Origin of the sequence: Diplocloster hominis, assembly GCF_032380655.1 — a bacterium.
GTDB classification, from domain to species: Bacteria; Bacillota; Clostridia; order Lachnospirales; family Lachnospiraceae; genus Diplocloster; species Diplocloster hominis.
In genome coordinates, this window is record NZ_JAWDIY010000041.1 from 22,994 (window position 1) to 43,363 (window position 20,370).

At 49.1% G+C, this 20,370-nt stretch carries 17 protein-coding genes; 13 read left to right on the forward strand and 4 right to left on the reverse strand.

The features are described from left to right. Window positions 1-712 precede the first annotated feature (712 nt). On the reverse strand, window positions 713-2,197 hold the full coding sequence (locus tag ABC831_RS23105; RefSeq protein WP_343250431.1) for a DUF1846 domain-containing protein: 1,485 nt from the start codon (window positions 2,195-2,197) through the stop codon (window positions 713-715). Window positions 2,198-2,397: 200 nt separating this feature from the next. Between ABC831_RS23105 and ABC831_RS23110 the strand changes: the two genes are divergently transcribed. From ABC831_RS23110 to ABC831_RS23130, 5 genes are all read left to right on the forward strand, one after another. Next, window positions 2,398-3,375 (forward strand): Gfo/Idh/MocA family protein, encoded by a 978-nt coding sequence (locus tag ABC831_RS23110; RefSeq protein WP_343250432.1) that lies wholly within the window; start codon window positions 2,398-2,400, stop codon window positions 3,373-3,375. 76 nt (window positions 3,376-3,451) lie between these two features. Further along, entirely contained in the window at window positions 3,452-5,077 is a 1,626-nt protein-coding gene (locus ABC831_RS23115) for a response regulator (RefSeq protein ID WP_343250433.1), read from the forward strand. 10 nt (window positions 5,078-5,087) lie between these two features. Beyond that, window positions 5,088-6,137, forward strand: coding sequence for a sensor histidine kinase (locus ABC831_RS23120; RefSeq protein ID WP_343250434.1), 1,050 nt, complete (start codon window positions 5,088-5,090; stop codon window positions 6,135-6,137). Further along, a complete protein-coding gene (locus ABC831_RS23125; protein ID WP_343250435.1) occupies window positions 6,127-7,542 on the forward strand; it encodes a sugar ABC transporter ATP-binding protein in 1,416 nt (471 codons plus the stop codon). The genes ABC831_RS23120 and ABC831_RS23125 overlap by 11 nt, the downstream gene beginning before the upstream one ends. A 16-nt stretch (window positions 7,543-7,558) precedes the next feature. Beyond that, entirely contained in the window at window positions 7,559-8,362 is an 804-nt protein-coding gene (locus ABC831_RS23130) for a MerR family transcriptional regulator (protein WP_343250436.1), read from the forward strand. Here the strand turns inward: ABC831_RS23130 and ABC831_RS23135 are convergent. Together ABC831_RS23135 and ABC831_RS23140 are read right to left on the reverse strand one after the other, a co-directional pair. After that, entirely contained in the window at window positions 8,342-9,778 is a 1,437-nt protein-coding gene (locus ABC831_RS23135) for an MATE family efflux transporter (protein ID WP_343250437.1), read from the reverse strand. The genes ABC831_RS23130 and ABC831_RS23135 overlap by 21 nt on opposite strands. A gap of 54 nt (window positions 9,779-9,832) precedes the next feature. Further along, entirely contained in the window at window positions 9,833-10,261 is a 429-nt protein-coding gene (locus ABC831_RS23140; RefSeq protein WP_343250438.1) for a MarR family winged helix-turn-helix transcriptional regulator, read from the reverse strand. 567 nt (window positions 10,262-10,828) lie between these two features. Between ABC831_RS23140 and ABC831_RS23145 the strand changes: the two genes are divergently transcribed. From ABC831_RS23145 to ABC831_RS23180, 8 genes are all read left to right on the forward strand, one after another. After that, a complete protein-coding gene (locus ABC831_RS23145) occupies window positions 10,829-12,343 on the forward strand; it encodes a sugar ABC transporter ATP-binding protein (protein ID WP_343250439.1) in 1,515 nt (504 codons plus the stop codon). Then, window positions 12,343-13,314: an ABC transporter permease gene (locus ABC831_RS23150; protein ID WP_343250440.1), complete on the forward strand. Its 972-nt coding sequence runs from the start codon at window positions 12,343-12,345 to the stop codon at window positions 13,312-13,314. The genes ABC831_RS23145 and ABC831_RS23150 overlap by 1 nt, the downstream gene beginning before the upstream one ends. A gap of 77 nt (window positions 13,315-13,391) precedes the next feature. Then, window positions 13,392-14,459, forward strand: a complete 1,068-nt coding sequence (locus ABC831_RS23155) for an ABC transporter substrate-binding protein (protein ID WP_343250441.1) — start codon at window positions 13,392-13,394, stop codon at window positions 14,457-14,459. A 34-nt stretch (window positions 14,460-14,493) separates the two neighbouring features. Continuing rightward, window positions 14,494-15,855 carry an arylsulfatase gene (locus ABC831_RS23160; protein ID WP_343250442.1) on the forward strand — a complete coding sequence of 454 codons (1,362 nt, stop codon included), beginning with the start codon at window positions 14,494-14,496 and terminating at the stop codon, window positions 15,853-15,855. 190 nt (window positions 15,856-16,045) lie between these two features. Continuing rightward, a complete protein-coding gene (locus ABC831_RS23165; protein ID WP_343250443.1) occupies window positions 16,046-16,765 on the forward strand; it encodes a phosphatase PAP2 family protein in 720 nt (239 codons plus the stop codon). Further along, entirely contained in the window at window positions 16,762-17,829 is a 1,068-nt protein-coding gene (locus tag ABC831_RS23170; RefSeq protein ID WP_343250444.1) for a lysylphosphatidylglycerol synthase transmembrane domain-containing protein, read from the forward strand. Before ABC831_RS23165 ends, ABC831_RS23170 begins: the two co-directional genes overlap by 4 nt. After that, window positions 17,826-18,509 carry a CDP-alcohol phosphatidyltransferase family protein gene (locus tag ABC831_RS23175; protein ID WP_343250445.1) on the forward strand — a complete coding sequence of 228 codons (684 nt, stop codon included), beginning with the start codon at window positions 17,826-17,828 and terminating at the stop codon, window positions 18,507-18,509. The genes ABC831_RS23170 and ABC831_RS23175 overlap by 4 nt, the downstream gene beginning before the upstream one ends. After that, complete coding sequence (locus tag ABC831_RS23180) at window positions 18,506-19,399, forward strand: phosphatidylserine decarboxylase (RefSeq protein WP_343250446.1); 894 nt, start codon at window positions 18,506-18,508, stop codon at window positions 19,397-19,399. Before ABC831_RS23175 ends, ABC831_RS23180 begins: the two co-directional genes overlap by 4 nt. Before the next feature lie 79 nt (window positions 19,400-19,478). Here ABC831_RS23180 and ABC831_RS23185 read toward each other — a convergent pair whose 3' ends face one another. Then, entirely contained in the window at window positions 19,479-20,096 is a 618-nt protein-coding gene (locus tag ABC831_RS23185; protein ID WP_343250447.1) for a superoxide dismutase, read from the reverse strand. Window positions 20,097-20,370: the final 274 nt, after the last annotated feature.

The window sequence follows — 20,370 nt, forward strand, 5'->3', positions numbered from 1 at the left end:
AGCGGAACCCAAACCGCTTCGGACAGATCTAAGAATGGGTAACAACGAAGGAGGAAGAACCTCTTATTAGCAGAACCCGTGGGCAAACTCGCCATTCGGCTCAGACACGCCCCCGGGTCCTGCCAGGTTCTTCCTCCTTCTCCGTAACCCATTCTAAGATCTGCCCTCAAGCGGTTTGGGTTCCGCTGCCTTTGGAGCGCCCTTTCCAGAATCCGCCCTTCGGTCCGCCAGACTCCCTGCATTGGTGAAGGTTATAGTTTCTTAGACTATAATTTTTAGAATTATAGTTTTAGTTACATCGGTATATACCGGACAATGTTTATTGTCTGCTTTTTATCGGTACCATGGAAACCTAGCTTATGATATACAGGAGTTACCTGGTACTTTTTCATACTCATACCTTACCAGAGTAGGAAGGCGGGGGGAGGCGCTGACGGGGGCTTGAGGGGGCGATCCCTGCGGGGCTCAAACGCTTGAGGCCAGGCCTTAGAACGAGTTACGGAAAAGATCGAAGAACCTCGCAGGGCCTGGAACACTGTCCGAGCCGCCCTTTGGCGAGTTTGTTCCAGGCCCTGCTAATAAGAGGTTCTTCGATCTTTGTAGTTACTCGTTCTTAGGTCTGGCCGAAGCGATTTGAGCCCCGCAGGGATCGCCCCCTCAAGCCCCCGTCAGCGCCTTCCCCCGCCTTCCGGCCCCTCAAGCAAAGCAATAGCTACTTATGATACAAATTATTCGTCTGATACCGAGGTTCAAAAGTCAGGTTCACACCCAGCTTCTTAAAGGTATTCACATCGACCTGCGCCAGGATGACTGAAGAATGGACCTCGCAGCCCCGGAGATTTTCAAGCTCGGCCATGGCCTGCTCCGCATGGGGATTCGTGGCGGCGCTGATGGAGAGTGCGATCAGGGTCTCGTCCGTGTGGAGCCTGGGATTCCGGTTGCCCAGGTGATCGACCTTTAAGTGCTGGATCGGCTCCAGGATGGTGGGGGAGATCAGGTGCTCATCGTGGTCGATTCCGGCCAGGGCCTTGAGGGCATTTAACAAGACGGCGGAGGAAGCTCCCAGCAAAGAAGTGGTCTTGCCGGTGATGATTCTGCCGTCCGTCAGCTCGATAGCGGCGGCGGGCAATTGGTCCGTCTCCTCGGAGCGGATTAAAGCGGCGCTTACCACCCGGCGGTCTTCGATGCTGGTGTTGGCCTGATTCATCAGCAGCTCAAAGCGGTAGATCTGTTCGTCGTCTACCAGCCCCTGTTGTTTTTCGTAGAGAGCTGTGTAATAGCGGCGGATGATCTCCTGGCGGGCTGCGTCCTGAACCGCGTCATCATCAGTAATACAGTTGCCCACCATATTGACACCCATGTCGGTGGGAGATTTGTAGGGGCTCTCACCCAGGATTCTGGTCAGAATCGCGTTCAGAACCGGGAAGATCTCCACATCCCGGTTATAATTGACGGTGGTTTTGCCGTAGGCCTCCAGATGGAACGGGTCAATCATATTCACGTCGTTCAGGTCGGCAGTAGCGGCCTCGTAGGCCAGATTGACCGGATGCTTGAGCGGCAGATTCCAGATCGGGAAGGTCTCGAACTTGGAATAGCCGGCTTTAATTCCTCTTTTGTACTCATGGTAGAGCTGGGACAGGCAGACGGCCATCTTGCCGCTGCCGGGACCGGGAGCGGTCACCACGACCAGTGGTTTTGTGGTTTCGATATATTGGTTTTTTCCGTACCCCTCATCGCTTACGATCAGTGGGATATTGGTGGGATAACCGGGAATCGGATAGTGCAGATAGACTTTGATCCCCTGGGACTCCAGCCGTTTCTGGAAGGTTTCCGCGGCGCTCTGGCCGGCGAACTGGGCGATTACGACGCTTCCCACATACAACCCGATGTTATGAAAGGCATCGATCAGACGGAGAACATCGGAATCGTAGGTGATTCCCAGATCTCCGCGGACTTTGTTTTTCTCAATATCGGAAGCGTTGATGACGATGAGGATCTCTGCCTGATCTTTCATCTGCATCAACATCTTAATCTTACTGTCAGGTTTGAAGCCGGGCAGCACTCTCGAAGCATGAAAGTCGTCAAAAAGCTTCCCGCCGAATTCCAGGTACAGTTTATTTCCCGCAGACGAAATCCGCTCTCTGATATGCTCGGACTGTAATTTTACATATTTCTCATTGTCAAAACCTGTTCTCATCAATCTCTCTCCTCGAATGTTCATTTCTTTACTCAACATTTCCATTATATAGAATTCTTTCTGTCGATTCAACCGCTTTTATGAAAAAAAAGACTTGCGGACTGCTTAAGGGCTGTCATATGATGTATTAAGAATAGTACTACTCATAGCGGAGAAGAGTGGGTGACACGAAATTTTATAAAGGGAGAGGGAGATTTTCTATGGAAAAAATCAGGATAGGAATTTTAGGAGCAGGAGGTATCGCAAATACGCTGGCGGCTGTGATCGGGCGCATGGATGAGGCGGCAGTCACCGCGGTGGCGGCAAGGGATTATGAACGGGCGAAAGAGTTTGCCGGGAAGTACGGGTTTGAAAAAGCCTACGGCAGTTACGAAGAATTAGCGGCAGATGACGACCTGGATCTGATCTACATCGCGACGCCCCATTCCCATCACTATGAGCATATGAAGCTGTGTCTGGCCCACGGGAGAAATATCCTGTGTGAGAAAGCATTTACCGCCAACGCAGGCCAGGCAAGGGAAATGATCGAAATGGCCAAGGCGCGGGGCGTACTTCTGATGGAAGCGGTATGGACCAGGTATTTCCCCCAGCTTCACACCCTGAGGGAGCTGCTGGACGGCGGCGCCATCGGAAAGGTGGAGTCGGTGGAAGCTTCCCTTGGCAATAATCTGCGCGGATGGGCCCGGTTGGATGAACCTGAGCTCGCCGGCGGTGCGCTGCTGGATATGGGGGTATACGCTCTTACGTTTGCCTCGATGGTGCTGGGGGACCAGGTGGAGGACTTTGATGTTTTTGCTAAAATGTCGGAGAAGGGAGTGGACCTCCAGGACAGCATTACCCTGCGTTATAAGGACGGAAGTATGGCGGTACTGCATTGTTCCATGGAGTCCATGCTTATGACCCAGGGGCTGATCAGCGGACAGCAGGGGATGATCCTCATCGATGAATTCAATCACTGGAAAAAGATGACGGTTTATAACAAACAAAAGGAAATAACGGCTGTTTACGAAAAGGAAGCCGGAATCAGAGGATATGAATATGAGATCCGGGAGGCCTGCCGCTGCCTTCGGGAAGGGCTTCTGGAATCGCCTCTTATGCCGCTTCAGGAAACCTTAAGGATCATGGAACTGATGGATGCGATCCGGGCAAAACTGGGGATGAAATATCCATTTGAATAAAAGGACATGTGCATAGAGCTTCCCTTTATGGAAATTCTATGAGGAAGGGCAGAAGAAGGAAGAGAGGCTTTATCCAATGGAAGAGAAGTACAAGGTATTAATCGCGGACGACGAAAAGCGGGTAGTGAAACTGGTAAAAAACCTTGTGGATTGGGAAAACCTGGGATTGGAATACGCGGGAGAAGCGTACGACGGCGAGGAAGCGCTGAAAAAAGTCAGGGAGCTGCATCCGGATATCCTGATTACGGATATCAAGATGCCCGGTGTGGACGGTCTGGTTCTTGCCAGGAAAGTGCAGGAGATACAGGAGAAGATATCCGTTATTATCATCAGCGGGTACAAGGTGTTTGACTACGCCTATGACGCATTGAAAAGCGGTGTGATCGATTTCCTGATAAAACCGATCAACGCTTCGGATCTGAACAACAGTCTGGCCAGAATTCTGAAAATCAAAGAGTCACAGCGGATAGAGCGAAGTGATATCGGCAAAAAGCAGCAGAAACTGGAGGAAGAGTTTACCAAACTGGCCAGGAACCAGTTCCTGTTTAACTGCCTGCACCAGGTCGGGGACTGCGAGGCCGATCTGGAGCGGTTTAACCGGCAGAATGGGTTCCGGTTCCGGGAGGGGCTGTATGGAGCGTTTCTCATTCGGATATTCTGTCCGGATCATGCGAACCGGAGGCTTATGGATGCGCAGGATTGCCCATCAGTCTCTTATAAAATATATAATATGGCGGATCGGCTGCTTTCCGGTCTGTGCTATGATTGGGCCATGATCGAAGAAAAGAATGTCATCGAATGTATCTATAATATCCCGGCAGGCAAAAAAGAAGAAATGAACAAAGCGTTTTTAAAGCTCCATTCGGACTGGGCGTCCGCCCTGTTAGTCTATCCGGAGATGGTATCCATACTGGGAGTCGGCAGATTTTATGAAAGCCATTCGGGGATCAGCAAAAGTGTCCGGGACGCCTTTGCCTGTACCAGGATGAAGCCGGTGTTCGGTACCTCAAAACCAGTCTCGGCCGAGCGGATTCAGCTAAAGGAAGCGGTTCCCATGCTGACGAAACAGTGGATTCACAAGTTTGATGAGATGATCCATAACTACCAGACCGGACGGATGGAAGAATTTCTGGAACAGAGTTTTGAAGAATGGTCCCCCAAGCTGAAGGAGAGCCCATGGCAGCTGGAAATCCTGCTGATGGAACTTTTAAATCAGTTCAGGGAAGAGGTTAAGAAAGACGGGATTAAAATATTGCAGGAGGAAATAACCGCTCAGAATGAATATTTCCTGGCGCTGAACAGCCTTGAACAGTTGAAGCGGGCTGTCTGTGAATACATTACGCAGATCATGGCCGCCTATATTGAAACCATGAACAGCAGGCACAAGCAGCCGATCACCATCGCCATCGAGTATATCGAACAACATTATAAAGAGCCGGTATCCCTGGAAGAGGTATGCGCGCAGGTGGATCTGAGCTATCACTATTTCAGCGGCCTGTTCAGACAGGAGACGGGAGTTACGATCACGGACTATCTGATACAGGTCCGGATCGATCATGCGAAACGGCTGCTGAAAGATACGACGAAAAATATTTCGGAGATCGCTGAACTTTGCGGTTATTCCGACGCACGCCATTTCAGCAGGCTGTTTGCCAAGCGGGTGGGAATCAAACCCCAGGAATACCGCCGGATGAATGCGTAGGAGGAATACCATGAAATTTAAAAACAGGAATGGCTCATTTCTCGTCTGGCTATCAGGCACCGGAATCCTTTTGCTCTTGTCCCTCCTCATTGGCCTGTGGCTGCTCTTACCGCTGAAACGCTTAGACGGCAGCGGTGTGAAGGGCGGTCTTTTTCTCATCCTTCTGCTGGATATCATTGGGATAGCGGGTACCCTTTATGAACTGGTTATTTGCCGGAAGCATAACAGGAAGACACAGGAACGGCTGCATCAGATCTTCAGTGCCCAGACGCTGGAGGAAGAAATATCAAATCGTGACATGACCATATTTCCGGAACTTTTGGAGGCGGCTTCCAGGGAAAAAGAACTGGCAGAGCGGGAATATGAAAAGAAGCTGTTAAAAAAGGAAGCGGAGCTGAATATGCTGCAAAGCCAGATTAATCCGCATTTCCTTTACAACGCGCTGGATGCGATCCGGGGCGATATCGTGGAGGAAGGGCTTGGCGACACCGCCGATATGGTGGAGGCGCTGGCCAAATTTTTCCGGTACAGCATTAATATGAAAAATAACATCATCACACTGGAGGAAGAACTGGATAATCTGGACAATTATTTCAAAATTATCCAATACCGGTTTGAAAACAGGTTCTATCTGATCAATGACTGTGATTATAACAACGCTGCGCTGATGGAATATAAGATACCAAAGCTGATCATACAGCCCATCGTTGAAAATTCCATTAACCACGGGCTGGAGCCCAAAACCGGTATGGGAATTATCCATATTCGCTCCACCTTCACCAACCGTTATCTGGAAATACTGATCCAGGATAATGGAATAGGGATGAAGCAGGCGGAACTGGAACAGCTGCTTGACAGATTCAGCGACCGGGCAGCGGACAGAACCGCAGAAAAGCCGAAGAAGGGCGGCATTGCGCTGATCAATGTAAATAAGCGGATAAAACTGTACTATGGCGAGGAATACGGATTGGAAATCAACAGCCTGGAGCAGCTGGGGACGGAAGTGAAAATATTGCTTCCTCCGATCAAAGAAAAAGGGGAGCAGGTACATGAAAGCTGAATTATGCCGTTTCCGGGATGTGGGAAAGACCTTCTCAGCCGGCCGGGTCATGCGGCATATCAACTGTGTGATCTGCGAAGGCGATCAGGTGGGGATTCTCTGTGCCAGTACAAAGGCGCGCAGAAGGCTGACGGAGCTTTTGTTACTGCAGACAGCGCCGGACGAGGGGACAATCGAGATGAATGACAGCTTAAGGGAAGCGGCCCGCACCAGCGGAAACGATCCTTACACGTTTCTGGTCGACGCAGGCAGCTGTATCCGCAATATGAGCGTGATGGACAATCTGCTTTTTTTGAAACAAAAGACCGGAAGGCGGCTGATCTTATCCAACGCCCGGTGCAGGAAGGAAGCGGCAGAGATCCTGATGAAATACCATCTGGATATCTCTTTGGACCTTCCCGTGGACAAGCTGACAAAATATGAGCGTTATCTTCTGGAGCTGGCGAAAGCCATCGAAGTTTACCACGTGAAACTGCTGGCGATCGACCATATCAATGAGATTACCGATGAAAAAAAACAGCAGGAGCTGGTGGAATGTACAGAAAACTTCCGCCGGCAGGGCGGCGCGGTGATTTATTTTTCCAGTGTGCATACGCCTCTGTTCGATCAGACGGATCTGAATTACTATATGCACGAAAACAGCATGGCCAGAACGTTTTACCGGGATGACGGTCCGTATAAGATCCATAACGAGGCGATGCTGCGGCAGTATCATCAGAATATTTATAAGCATCTGATCCCTCTGCAGAAAAAAACTTCCCTGCAGACAGGCCATATCAACATTACCGTACCTGCCATCGCGGCGTTCGGTTCAGATACGATACAGCTGGGGAGCGGTGAAATCCTCGGAGTGGCAGCCGGGGAAAAAGTAAGTGACGGCATAATCGACGGTATATTTATGAAGAAAAAAATGGGGAGACTTGAAATGGACGGACAGCAGCTTATGACCGGCAGTCTGGAAGTCTTGCTGCAGCAGGGGGTGGGTCTGTTTTATGATACGGTGGAACGGACCGCATTCCGGGATCTCTCCGCCCGGGATAATGTGGAAATCCTGGCCTACGATAAGCTGTGCCGGATTCCCGGAGTACTGAATAAGCCGCTGGAAAAGTATTTCACCGGAAAGTTTCTCGGAGGCGGAGACACGGATGCGGGCAAAAAGCCGCTGAAACAGATGCACCGTTCGGAGATACTGGAGCTGATGATCAAAAGATATTCCCAGTACCGGTGGGAGCTGCTGGTTATGCAGCTGTCTAATTTGACCGATGAGGTGACCCAGAGCCATCCGCTGCTTCATTATATTTATGATCTGCAAAAGCAGGGGAAGAGCGTGCTGATTCTTTCAACCAATGCGGTGGAAATGGAAAAGATCTGTACCAGAATGGTTTATTACAATGATTTGATTTAAACGGAGGTTTGCGGTTGTGGATAAAGAATTTCTAACGGTGGGGGAACTGGCGCGTTTAATGGGGACTACCGTACGCACGCTGCAGTATTATGATCAGGAGGGGCTGCTGAAGCCTTCGGCGAAAAGTGAGGGCGGGCGCAGGCTGTATTCTAAGAAGGATATTGTCAAGCTCCATCAGATCTTATCGTTTAAGTATCTGGGGTTTTCTTTGGAGGAGATCAAAAGCCGGCTGCTTACACTGGATACTCCTCAGGACGTGGCTATGGCCCTGGAACATCAGAAGAGGACGATCCGGGAGGAGATCGAAGCTTTGCAGGAGGCTTTACAGGCGGTCAGTAAACTTAAGGAGGAGGTTCTGGCTGACCAGGAAGTGGATTTTACCAAATACGCGGAAATAATCGAGTTCCTGAGGACAGGGAATCAGGGGTACTGGGTCTGGAAACACATGGATGAACCGCTGAGGCATCATATACGGAATCGGTTCGGGGAGGATGCTGACTCCGGTCTGAAAATTTATGAGACTTATAAAGAAATGGTGGAGGAGGCGCTTATACTGAAACGGCGCGGGGAGGCAGCGGACAGTGATCTAAGCCAGGAGCTGGCAGAACGGTGGTGGAATATGGTTCTGGAATTCACCGGCGGAGATCTCAATCTGATCGTCCAGCTGGAAGATTTTAATAACGCCAAAGGGGAATGGAATAATGAGATAGCCGAAAAGCAGCAGGAGATTGATGAATATATGAATGCTGTTTTGAATTGTTATTTGGAAGGAAAGAATTGCCCTGGTGCTTTGCAATATTCATCTTCTATACCGAACTGATAATACTTTTCTTCCATGAGATATTCGAGGGCTATTTCCCGCTGAACAATCCGCCATGCTATAAAGCTGTCGCTTTTCTTTGATGACGAGAACAGTAGAAAGTATCAGTGCCAATGCGTCGCTTACAGGTTGAGCCACAAAAATTCCGTTCATATCCCAGATTACAGGGAAGATGTAGATAAACGATATTAAAAACAAAATTTGCCTTAAAAATGTAATCACGATTGAGGGAACTGGTTTTGCAATCGACTGAAAAAATGTCGTTACAAGCATTACAAATCCTAAGATAGGCGTAATGCAAAAGTTTGTCCGCAGTCCCGAAACGCCAATTTCCAGCATTTCATCAGAAGCACCGAAAGCCAACAGGATTGCTTCCGGAAAGAACATAACAATGAGCCAGATGATACAGGTAATGCCTACCGAGAAAGCAGAAGCCTGATACAAGGTAGCCATAACTCTTTTGTAATTTTTTGCGCCGAAGTTATTGCCGACAATCGGTTGAATACCTTGACTGATACCGCTGGCGGGCATAATTACAAAGGTCATAATGCTTGCAACAACCGCATACACGCTGATCGCTATATCGCCGCCATATTTGCCTAATTGACTGTTATAAACAAGACTGATCAGCCCCATAGCCATTTGTGCAATCCAAAAGGCAAAGCCACAGGATATAATTTTTTCAGAAAGTCTAAAATCAAAAGAAAAAGTTCCTCTTTCAATTTCTACTTTTGTGTAGCCTTTCAAAACGAGGTATGTACCAAACAGTGCGGAAAGAATTTGTCCTATCACAGTCGCCCATGCCGCGCCGGTAACACCCCAGTCCAAAACTGCCACAAAAACAGCGTCGAGAATGATGTTCGTTACTGCACCGATACCCGTAACACACATACCCAGAACAGGCTTTCCAGAAACACGCACGAAGTCGCAAAAAACTTGTGTAAGCCCTTGAAACAGACAGCCCAGCGCCACAATCCTATAATATTCAAACGCATACTCGTATGCCGTTTCCGTTACTCCAAATACTTTGAGGATAGGATTTGCAAAAATAAGCAGAAGCGCAGACAGCAGAACTTCAAAAATAACGACTAATATCAATGAGTTTCCAAAAGAACGGTTCATATTTTTCTGTTCGCCTTTTCCTGCAAATAAACTGAACAGCGAGGAACCGCCTGCGCTGCAAGTAAGCCCAAAAGCCATCATCATGTAGGAAAGAGGAAAGCAGATTGATAATCCGGCTAATGCGGAAGTACCATTAAAGTTTCCTACAAAAATACGGTCAACAATGTTATAAATTGCCGTAATCAGAAGCGAAATCGCCGCCGGAATAGAATACCTCAAAATCATAGGGAACAATTTCCCTGTCGAAAAATTATTTGTTTCGTTCATGTTTTTGTACCTCTCTTTCATTTTCATAAGTTAGTTTCCTAAGTATTTGTGTGAAAATTTTGGATAACACATCTAAAATTTTCATTCAGACAAGTTATCCATCATTTTCTCAATTACCTTGAAAAAGACCTGTAAATCTGCTTCCGAAATACCTTTTACAAGGGTTTCGTCTAATGCAGTCAAGTCCGCTACAACTTGTTGTTTATACAATAAGGCTTTATCCGTTACCACAATCTTTTTTAGGCGGTTGTCATAAGCTACTGGCTCACGGACAATAAGCCCATTCTTTTCCATTTGCTTTAACAATTCCGTTGCAGTAGAAGGGCGTATGCTGTATTCTTCCTCTATGTCCTTTTGAAATATATCGTCTGTCTGCGCAAGCAAAAAATGGAGCGTTCTTCCCTGGGAACCGCTAAATTCTTCTCTTGAGGAAAGCATATCTAATTTTCTACGCAGTTTGTTGGACAGCTTGCTAACATATCTTGCCGCATTTTTGGTAAGTGAAGTCATAGCACTCTCCTTTCTTAGTTTCCTAAGTAATTCTAAATCGAATTTTCCTTTTTGTCAAGCCTCTTTTTTGATGTTCTTAAATAGCAAAGCCAGAAAAGAGCATGAAAAAAGCGGGCAAGAAACGCTTTGTTTCTCACTCGCCTTTTTCTGCACCCTGTATGGCAGCTACCCTATTTCAGTTTGTTGGTTGATACTGTTTTATGAGTAGCTACCATTTGGAAGGCTGTTTTTCTATTAAAGTTTGTTCATTGATATGGTCTTATAGTTGCGGCTTGTACTGCAGATCGACGGCCGCTTCCCTTCCTCATCCCTTAGTTTATTAAAATCCCCACTTACCGAAGATGGCCGAGACCGTGCAAAATTTTACCAAAACTTTGGACAGATGATCTGTTATATAATGATTATTACACAAAAATATATTTGCAGGGGTTCTGTTACTGCATAAATTCGACAAAAAAATAAAATCACACACCTATTCATAAATTCACCCAATTGAGGCGGCTGGACCAGAAATGTTAAACTTTATCTATCGAAAGGATCACAAAACGAAATTAAGGGGGTGTCAGAATGGGAGAAATCATACTGGAAATGAAGAATATCTGTAAAGAATTTCCGGGAGTGAAAGCCTTAAGCGGTGTGGACTTTACCGTGAGACGCGGCGAGGTACATGCCCTGATCGGTGAGAACGGCGCCGGAAAGTCCACGCTGATGAAGGTGCTGACCGGTATCTATAGAGCCGAAAGCGGTACGGTACATTTCAAAGGGAAAGAGTTCCAGGCCAGGAATCCCAGGGATGCACAGGAACAGGGAATCAGTATCATCCATCAGGAGCTGAATCTGCTGCCGGATTTGAATGTGGCGGAGAATATTTTTATAACCCGGGAACCGACAAAAGCGGCGGGCTGTATGGTGGATGACAAAAAGATGCATCAGAGGGCGAAAGAGCTGATGCAGAAACTTTCGATCGACATAAGGACTACGGAAATCGTCGGGAACTTAAGTGTAGCGCAAAAGCAGATGGTTGAGATCGCCAAAGCGCTGGCGGTGGATTCCGATATCCTGGTTCTGGATGAACCCACCTCCGCGCTGGCGGAGAATGAAGTGAACACACTGTTCGATATCATCCGCTCTCTGAGAAACGAGGGAAAAGGAATCGTCTACATATCCCACCGGCTGGAGGAATTCGAACGGATCGTGGACCGGGTCACAGTCCTTCGGGACGGCACCTATGTGGATTCCATGCTATGGAAAGATACGGACATCGACGGGGTGGTGACCCTGATGGTAGGCCGCAGTATCACGGAGCAGTATCCCAAGAGGACGGTAAAACCAGGAGAAGTGGTATTTGAGGCCAGGCATGTCAGCCGCAAAAAGGTGCTAAAGGACGCGGGGATCTGTGTGCGCAGAGGGGAAGTGGTAGGTCTGGCGGGACTCATGGGAGCGGGCAGAACAGAGCTTGCCAGAGCGATCTTCGGGGCCGATCCTGTGGAGTCCGGAGAGTTTTATTTAAATGGACAGCAGCTGCATATCAAAAGACCCTATGACGCGATTAAGAGAGGGATGCTCTATCTGACGGAGGACCGGAAAAAGGACGGCATTTTCCTGGATATGGAAGTGGGGATGAATATCATCATCGGCAGCCTGCCCTACTATGCCAGCCATAACGTCATTCATGAAAAGAAGGCCAGGAAGGTCGTGGCGGATCAGATTCGGGAACTTCGGATCAAAACCCCGTCCGACCGGCAGATCGCCAAATTCCTGTCCGGCGGCAACCAGCAGAAGGTGCTGATCGCCAGATGGCTGTGCAGGAAGGCGGACCTGATCATATTTGACGAACCAACCCGGGGCATCGATGTGGGAGCCAGGTATGAGATCTATTCACTGATCAATCAGATAGCGCAAAGCGGCGTCGGCGTGATCATGATTTCCTCGGATATGCCTGAGATCCTGGGTATGAGCGACCGGATCATCGTCATGTGCGAGGGAAGGGTCACAGGGGAAGTGACTAGGGACGAGGCCGACCAGGAAACGATCCTGCATATGGCATCCAATACGCATACACGTAAAAGGGAGGTAATGTGATGACAACCATCAAAGAAAAATTCCGCTCGCTGGATAATGAACAGCTTCAGCGGCTGACCGTATTGCTGGCATTGATTTTATTATGTATCTTTTTCGCTTTTAAAAGCCCCTATTTCCTGTCGACCGATAATTTTCTGCTGATTATCACCCAGACCGCGGTTACGGGCATAACCGCTTACGGCATGGTATTCGTCATCATATCGCAGGCGGTGGATCTATCCATCGGTTCAACGATCGCTGTGGCCGGCGTGGTCTGCGCCATGATGATCTCGGCTGGTATCCCGCTTCCGATTGCGGTTTTGCTGTGTATCCTTTTGGGAGCGGTCATCGGAGTGGTCAATGGATTCTGTGTATCCAAAATGGGCCTTCCGCCTTTCGTGGCCACGCTGGGAATGCAGATGGTACTGCGGGGACTGGCGCTGGTAGTTACGGATGCGTCCCCGGTGTATGTAACCAACTCGGATTTTTTCAAAAAGATCGCACAGGGAAAGCTCTTTGGAGTGATCCAGTTTCCGGCCATATATCTGGTGCTGCTTGGAATTATATCAGCCTTTATCTTAAAGAAAACGGTGATCGGACGGCACATCTACGCCGTGGGCAGCAATGAGGACGCGGCCAAACTGTCCGGGATCAATACGGCTAAGATCCGGATGTTTGCCTATTCTTACAGCGGAGTTATGGCGGCCATCGCGGGGATCGTGCTGGCGGCCAGGGTGAATTCAGGGCAGCCGACCATAGCGACCGGTTATGAATGTAACGCCATCGCCGCGTCAGTCATCGGGGGAGCTTCCATGACCGGCGGTCACGGAACGGTGAGCGGAACGATCCTGGGAGCGCTGGTTATGGGCATCCTGCTGAACGGGTTAAATCTGATGTCCGTATCACAGAACTGGCAGACAGTAATTACCGGCCTGGTAGTAATCGGTGCGGTCTATATGGATAAATTAAGGAATGCCAAGAGCGGTTCATAAAAACACGATGGAACCATGATAAAACCATGATAAAAACTTCCTAAGCGGAAGTTAAAAATAAAGGAGGGCATTACAGAATGGGAAAAAAATTATGGAGTTTGATATTGGGTGGAATGTTAGCGGCAAGTTTACTGGCCGGATGCGGAGCAAAAGAAGAGACGCCCGCGGCGGGTACGCAAGCGCAGGCACAAGGACAGAAGGAATCCGCAGAACCGGCCGGAGGGACCGGGGAAGGTCAGGAAACGCAGGCATCCGGTGAGAGCAATGGTGATTACTATGTGTCAGTGATTATGAAAAGCTTCACCGGAGATTTCTGGAAAACCGTCCAGCTGGGCGCGGAACAGGCCGGTAAGGATCTGGGGGTCAAAGTGGTGGTGGACGGTTGTGATACCGAGACCGAATATGAACAGCAGATACAGCTGGTGGAAAGCGCGATTATGAAAGGCGCCAATGCCATCGCCCTGTCTACCCTGGACTCCGAAGCACTGGTCCCGATCTGCGAGGAGGCGGACAGCAAAGGAATCAAGATTATTACCTTCAATTCCACAATCAACAGCGACGTCCCGGTCTGCCATGTGGCGACTGATAACTACGCGGCCGGGGAACTGGCAGGCAAGACTCTGGGCGAGGCGCTGGGCGGTTCTGGAAAATATGCTGTGCTGGGGAGCGCAGAAGGGGTAAAGAATAACAGAGACAGAAGTGACGGAGCCGTAGCTTATATTGAAAAAAATTATCCGGATATGGAGCTGATCCAGACCCAGTACATGGACAATGACATGAACAAAGCGATCTCTATTATCAATGACTGGATCACATCCAACCCGGATATTAAGGGAATCTATACCAACAACGAGACCGGAACCATCGCGGCAGCTACAGTTCTGTCCGAGAGAGGCAAGGTGGGAGAAATCACACATATCGGTTTCGATGCCACAGAACAGACCTGTGCCCAGATCAAGGACGGCATCACATCCAGCATCGTCACACAGATCCCCTACAAGATGGGCTATGACGCAGTGGCAAAAGCAGTGGACGCGCTGAACGGGAAAGAAGTGGAACCTCTGATAGACACCGGCGTCGCGCTGGTGACGAAAGACAATCTGGACTCTGAGGAAATCCAGAAAATCATCAATCCTTTGGATTAAGCGTCTTGCCGTTAGCGGCGGAATGGAGTTAAGAATGAAAAAACCAAATGTGATCTATATATTGGCCGATGATATGGGATATGGAGACTTTGGCGCGTTTAACCCGGACGTGCATACACCCGCCCTGGACCGCCTGGTGGAAGAAGGCTGCACACTGGAGGAATGCTACAGCGCCTCCCCGGTGTGCGCCCCGGCCAGGGCCGGTATCATGACCGGCCGGTATCCCCATCGGACCGGCGTGGTGGACACACTGGAAGCCAGAGGCCTGGACCGTCTGAATCCGGATGAGACGACCATGGCCGATGTGTTCCGGGCTAATGGTTACGACACCGGACTGATCGGTAAATGGCATCTGGGCGCCATCGATCCGGCCTATCATCCGAATAACCGGGGGTTCGATTATTTCTACGGATTCCGGGGAGGATGGAGTGATTATTATCAATACCATATAGAATGCAACCGGCAGCCGGTTGCCTGCGAAGGACAGTACCTGACGGACTTGTTCAGTGATCAGGCGGTGAATTACATCAGAGAACACAAAGAACGGCCGTTTTTCCTGCATCTGGCCTACAACTGCCCGCACTATCCGCTGATGGCGCCTGAGACCTATGTGGAAAAATACCGCGCGGCTGGGAAATTTACGGAAGAAGTGGCAGCGGTCTATGGGATGATCGAATGTATGGATGCCGGAATCCAAAGAGTACTCCATGCCCTGGAGGAAGAAAACCTGTATCAGGACACGATTCTTATATTCACCAGTGACAATGGTCCGGATCTGGGAGATGAGTCGGGAAACTCCGCGCTGATGCGCTATAACTGCGGGCTGCGGGGAAGTAAAATGCGGGTGTACGAAGGCGGAATCAAGGTACCGGCGGTGGTGGTCTTTAAAGGGAAAATAGCAGCGAAAAGCCGCTCTGCGGAAGTGATTCATGGAATTGACTGGCTGCCCACCCTGATGCACATGTGCGGACTGCAATACCCGAAGGAGCTAAAGCTGGATGGGATCAACGCAGACGGCGCTTTTTACGGGGCTTCCCTGCCGGAGCGGCCGCTCTACTGGCAGTGGAACCGTTACCGGCCGGAGAAATACTGTAACAGTGCGGTCCGCAGGGGGAATCTGAAATTCATCCATCCGCCGGTGGCATCCTATCTGGAACTGCCTCAGTGGGAATATGACATCGACGAGGATATCAAGTACCATCCGGAAAAATATCAGGCCGTCATCGAACGGCCGATACCAGACCGCGCGCTGCCAGCGGTCATACAGGGGGAACTCTACGACCTGTCGGCGGACCGGAAAGAAGAGGAGAATCTCGTTGCAAGGCATCCCCAGCAGGCGGAGGAGATGAGGCATTCCCTGTATGCCTGGTTTGAAGACGTGGCTGGCGGCCAATAATAGAATAGGGAAAAGATTGGATGTAAGTCAGTAATCGACATACATCCTTTTTTTCGCGGGGGGACTGCCGTAAAGTGCCAGTCCCATTTCCTATGAAATATTAAGAAATATTAAGATTACCCAATAACCTATAAGAGAACGGCGAAATTTGCTATAATATGTGATGGTCTTACAAGTTAGGAGCTGCTATATGGTAAGGAAAACTACGGGGTATTCCAAACAGCTGGTGCCGACATATGCGATTATACCCCTGATCAGTTGTGTTATTGTAAATTGTCTGGTTTATTTTGGATTGGCGGGATTCGCTTCCGGCTGGAAGCATTATGACTTTACAACTGCGTTTGACCGGCTGGTTCCGGTCGTGCCATGGTTTGTTAGTATATATTTAGGCTGTTATCTGTTTTGGATTGTGAATTACATAATGATTGCGAGAATCAGTAAAGAGCACTGTATGCGGTTTGTGACGGCAGATATGATATCGCGGTTGGTCTGTGGTGTTTTTTACCTTCTGATACCTACTACGAATGTAAGACCGGTGTTGGAAGGAAGCGGCATGTGGACAGAGCTGCTGCGAATGATCTATCAGATCGACCAAGCTACGAATCTGTTTCCGTCGATTCACTGTCTGGTCAGCTGGTTCTGCTTTATCGGCATCCGGGGGCAGAAGTCTATTCCCCGGGCATACCGGATATTCTCCTGTGTGTTCGCCGTACTGGTCTTTGTCTCCACCCAGGTGACGAAGCAGCACTATATCATTGACGTGATTGGTGGAATGGTCATAGCGGAAGCGGCTTATTATCTGACACACCACACGCAGTTTTACCGATCTGTAGAAAGATGGATGGATCGGATTACCGGACTGTTGTTTGGCAAAAAGGCTTTGGACAGTGGAAAAGAGAGTTTACGTTGAAGGGAAAAAAGAAAAATATACTGAATCTGCTGTTTTTGGCAGCGGTATTCGGACTTACGATATATGGAGTGTTTAAAGGTGAAGATCTGCATGCGGTTTTACATGCATTGACGAAGGTGAAACTTTGGTATCTGCTGTTCGGGATGATATTTGTAATCTTCTTTATCTGGGGAGAATCGATCATCATCCATTATATGCTGGGGACGCTTTCCATCCGTACGAGGAAGAGAACCTGCTTTCTGTATTCCTGCGTGGGATTTTTCTTCAGCTGCATCACACCGTCGGCCAGCGGCGGGCAGCCGGCGCAGATCTATTATATGAAGAAAAATGAAATTCCGATATCCGTCTCTACGCTGGTACTGATGGTGGTCACCATCACGTATAAATCGATCCTTGTTTTTACCGGGCTCTTTCTGGTCATATTCCAGCGCGGATTCGTGAACCGGTATCTGACCGGTATTCTCCCTGTATTTTATCTGGGGGTTGTACTGAATGTGTTTTGCTGCGCCATTATGCTGGTGCTGGTGTTTCATCCGGTGCTGGCAAAGAATATCATGCAGGGCTGCCTGAAGCTGCTGGTCAGGATGCACATTCTCAAGGACAAACCGGAGCGGGCCCGTAGGCTCACGGATTCCATGGAGCAGTATACGGCAACGGCAGCATATTTCAAAAAGAACAAGAAAGTGATTGTCAATGTCACACTGATTACTTTTGTACAGCGCTTTGCCCTGTTTTTTGTCACCTATCTGGTCTACCGGGCGTTCGGACTCAGCGGTACCAGTATCTATGATGTGATGATGCTGCAGGCGGCTATCTCTGTAGCAGTGGATATGCTTCCGCTGCCGGGAGGGATGGGGATCAGCGAAAAGCTGTTTTTGATGATATTCCCTCCGGTGTTCGGCACGGCATTGCTGCTGCCGGGTATGATCCTAAGCAGAGGGCTGGCCTACTACAGCCAGCTGCTGTTCAGCGCTGCCATGACGGTAGTGGCACATTTTGTAATCGGTAAACCAAAACCCGAACGGGTATTGTTTGAACAACAAAGTAGAGGAAAAAGCATATGATAGGATTTTATAATCACTCAGTTATCTTAACTTATATAAGTCTGGCATCTTCCGTATTCGGGATGACACAGGCGATCCATGGAAGGTTTAAAACTGCCATTTTCTGCCTGGCGCTGTCGGGGTTCTGTGATATGTTCGACGGTAAGATCGCCCGAGCCATGAAGAACCGGTCCGAAGACGCGAAAGCGTTTGGAATCCAGATCGATTCCCTGTGTGACATGGTCTGTTTCGGCGCATTTCCGGCGCTGATCTGTTATCTGCTGGGTGTGCGGGGGATACTGGGAATAGCGGTTATCGTGCTGTATTGTACGGCTTCGGTCATCCGGCTGGGTTATTTTAATGTGATGGAATCCAAGAATGCGCTGGTATCGGAGGACGGAGAAAAGTTTTACAGGGGGCTTCCGATCACTTCCATGGCAGTGGCCCTGCCTCTGGTGTTCATGGTACAGTTCTTTGTGCCAAATTTTGTATTCCGGATCCTGCTGCATGTTATTCTGCTTCTCGTTGGTATCCTGTTTGTGGTGGATTTTAAATTAAAGAAGCCGAAGAATTCAACGCTTGCGATTCTGGTGCTTGTGGTCGCCGCAGCGCTGCTGGTCATGCTGATCTTTACCAGGTATCCGATCCGGTTCCGGGGAGGACTGCTGAATGGGGCCATACTCAAAGGAGGAGTCCATTGAAATATTTTGACAGAGAGGGCCGCCTGACAGAGAAATCGTCCGGGCAGGACCGGCTGCTAAAAGCTCTCTATACCCACGCAGCAGGCCGGCTGCTGTTAAAGCCTCTGATTCGTCCCGCCGTATCCAAAGCGGGAGGATGGCTGTTAAATTCCCGTGTATCCGCATTGCTGGTGAAGCCGTTCGTCCGGTGGAACCGGATCGATCTGAGCCAGTGTGAACGGAAAACATTTCAGTCTTTTAATGATTTCTTCACCAGGAGATTACAGGTGGCAGCCAGACCCATCGCGGAGGGGGAGCAGGTGCTGATCAGTCCCTGTGACGGGAAACTCAGTGTATGGCCTATTAAGGATGACCGGAGTTTTCAGATCAAGAATACCTGGTATACGCTAAACGAACTGCTTCGGTCGGGGAGCCTGGCCAAACGTTATGAAGGGGGCTTTGCCTGTGTGTTTCGCCTGACGGTGGATGATTACCACCGGTACTGTTATATGGCGGATGGATTAAAATCAGCAAACCGGAAGATTCCGGGGATGTTTCACACGGTGAATCCCATTGCCAATGACTGCTATCCAATCTATAAGGAAAACACCAGAGAGTACTGTGTGTTAAAGACGAAGGATTTCGGCAGCTTATTGATCATGGAGGTCGGCGCGCTGATGGTCGGCCGGATCACGAATCATCAGCCCCGGAAAACTTTTGTGAGTAAGGGACAGGAGAAAGGCCGGTTTGAGTTCGGCGGTTCCACGATCGTGGTACTGCTTCCCGCTGGCCGTGTCCGGCCGGATCAGGATTTGATCGACAATACCCGCGCCGGCGGCGAGACCATAGTGAAGATGGGGGAGCGCATCGGCGTAGCTGACACCTCAAATACAGACCATAAGCGTTCATAACTGAAATAGAAAAGGCAAGTGATCGGACTTTCGTGCCGTCATCCTGCCTTTTCTTAATTTCTTTGGATCAAATGGCTGCTTATTCCGCAAAACGGCTGTTTACCACATCCCAGTTAATCAGACCAAACCAGGCGTCTGCATAGTCGGCCCGAAGGTTCTGGTATTTCAGATAATAAGCATGTTCCCAGACATCTACCAGGAGCAGCGGACAGTAACCGTTAGTAAGCGGGCTGTCCTGATTCGGAAGATTGATGACCAGCAGATGCTGGTTTTCGTCTTTTACCAGCCATGCATAACCGGAACCGAACTGTCCCAGCGCGGCGGTTTTCATCTCACTTTTCCAGTGGTCCACGGAGCCGTACTGAGATTCGATTGCGGAACGGATGGCTCCGGAAGGTTCATTCTTTCCCGGCTTCATCGAATCGAAATACAGTGCGTGATTATGAACGCCTCCGCCGTTATTCCGGACAGGTTTCTGCAGATCCTCCGGGAGTTCATCCAGGCGGGACAGTAACATGGGAAGTGTCCAGTCATGATACTCCGGATGGTTTTCCAGAGCCTTGTTAAGGTTATCCACATAGGTTTTGAAATGCTTGTCATGATGAAAATGCAGCGTCTCCATATCGATAGCCGGTTCCAAGGCATCATAAGTATACGGAAGCGGCGGCAGAGTAAAAGGATAATGTTGTTGGTTCATAGGGCCCTCCTTCTTTTTTGGGTTTTCTTTGGAATTTACGCAGTTATTATATGCGGTAATTGGAAAAATCATACAACATTAATATTTTAGAGGAAAAAGCCAATTACATACATTTCCTACAAAGCGGTTGCTCCAGCCATCTATATATGTTAAAATCCCGTTTTCGACACTTGAAAAAGAGAAAAGAGAAGAAAACCCGCATAAACACTGGGGATTCTTCTCTTTTTTTGATTATGAAATGTTGTATGGTATTCTTATTTCGAAATTATTTTTA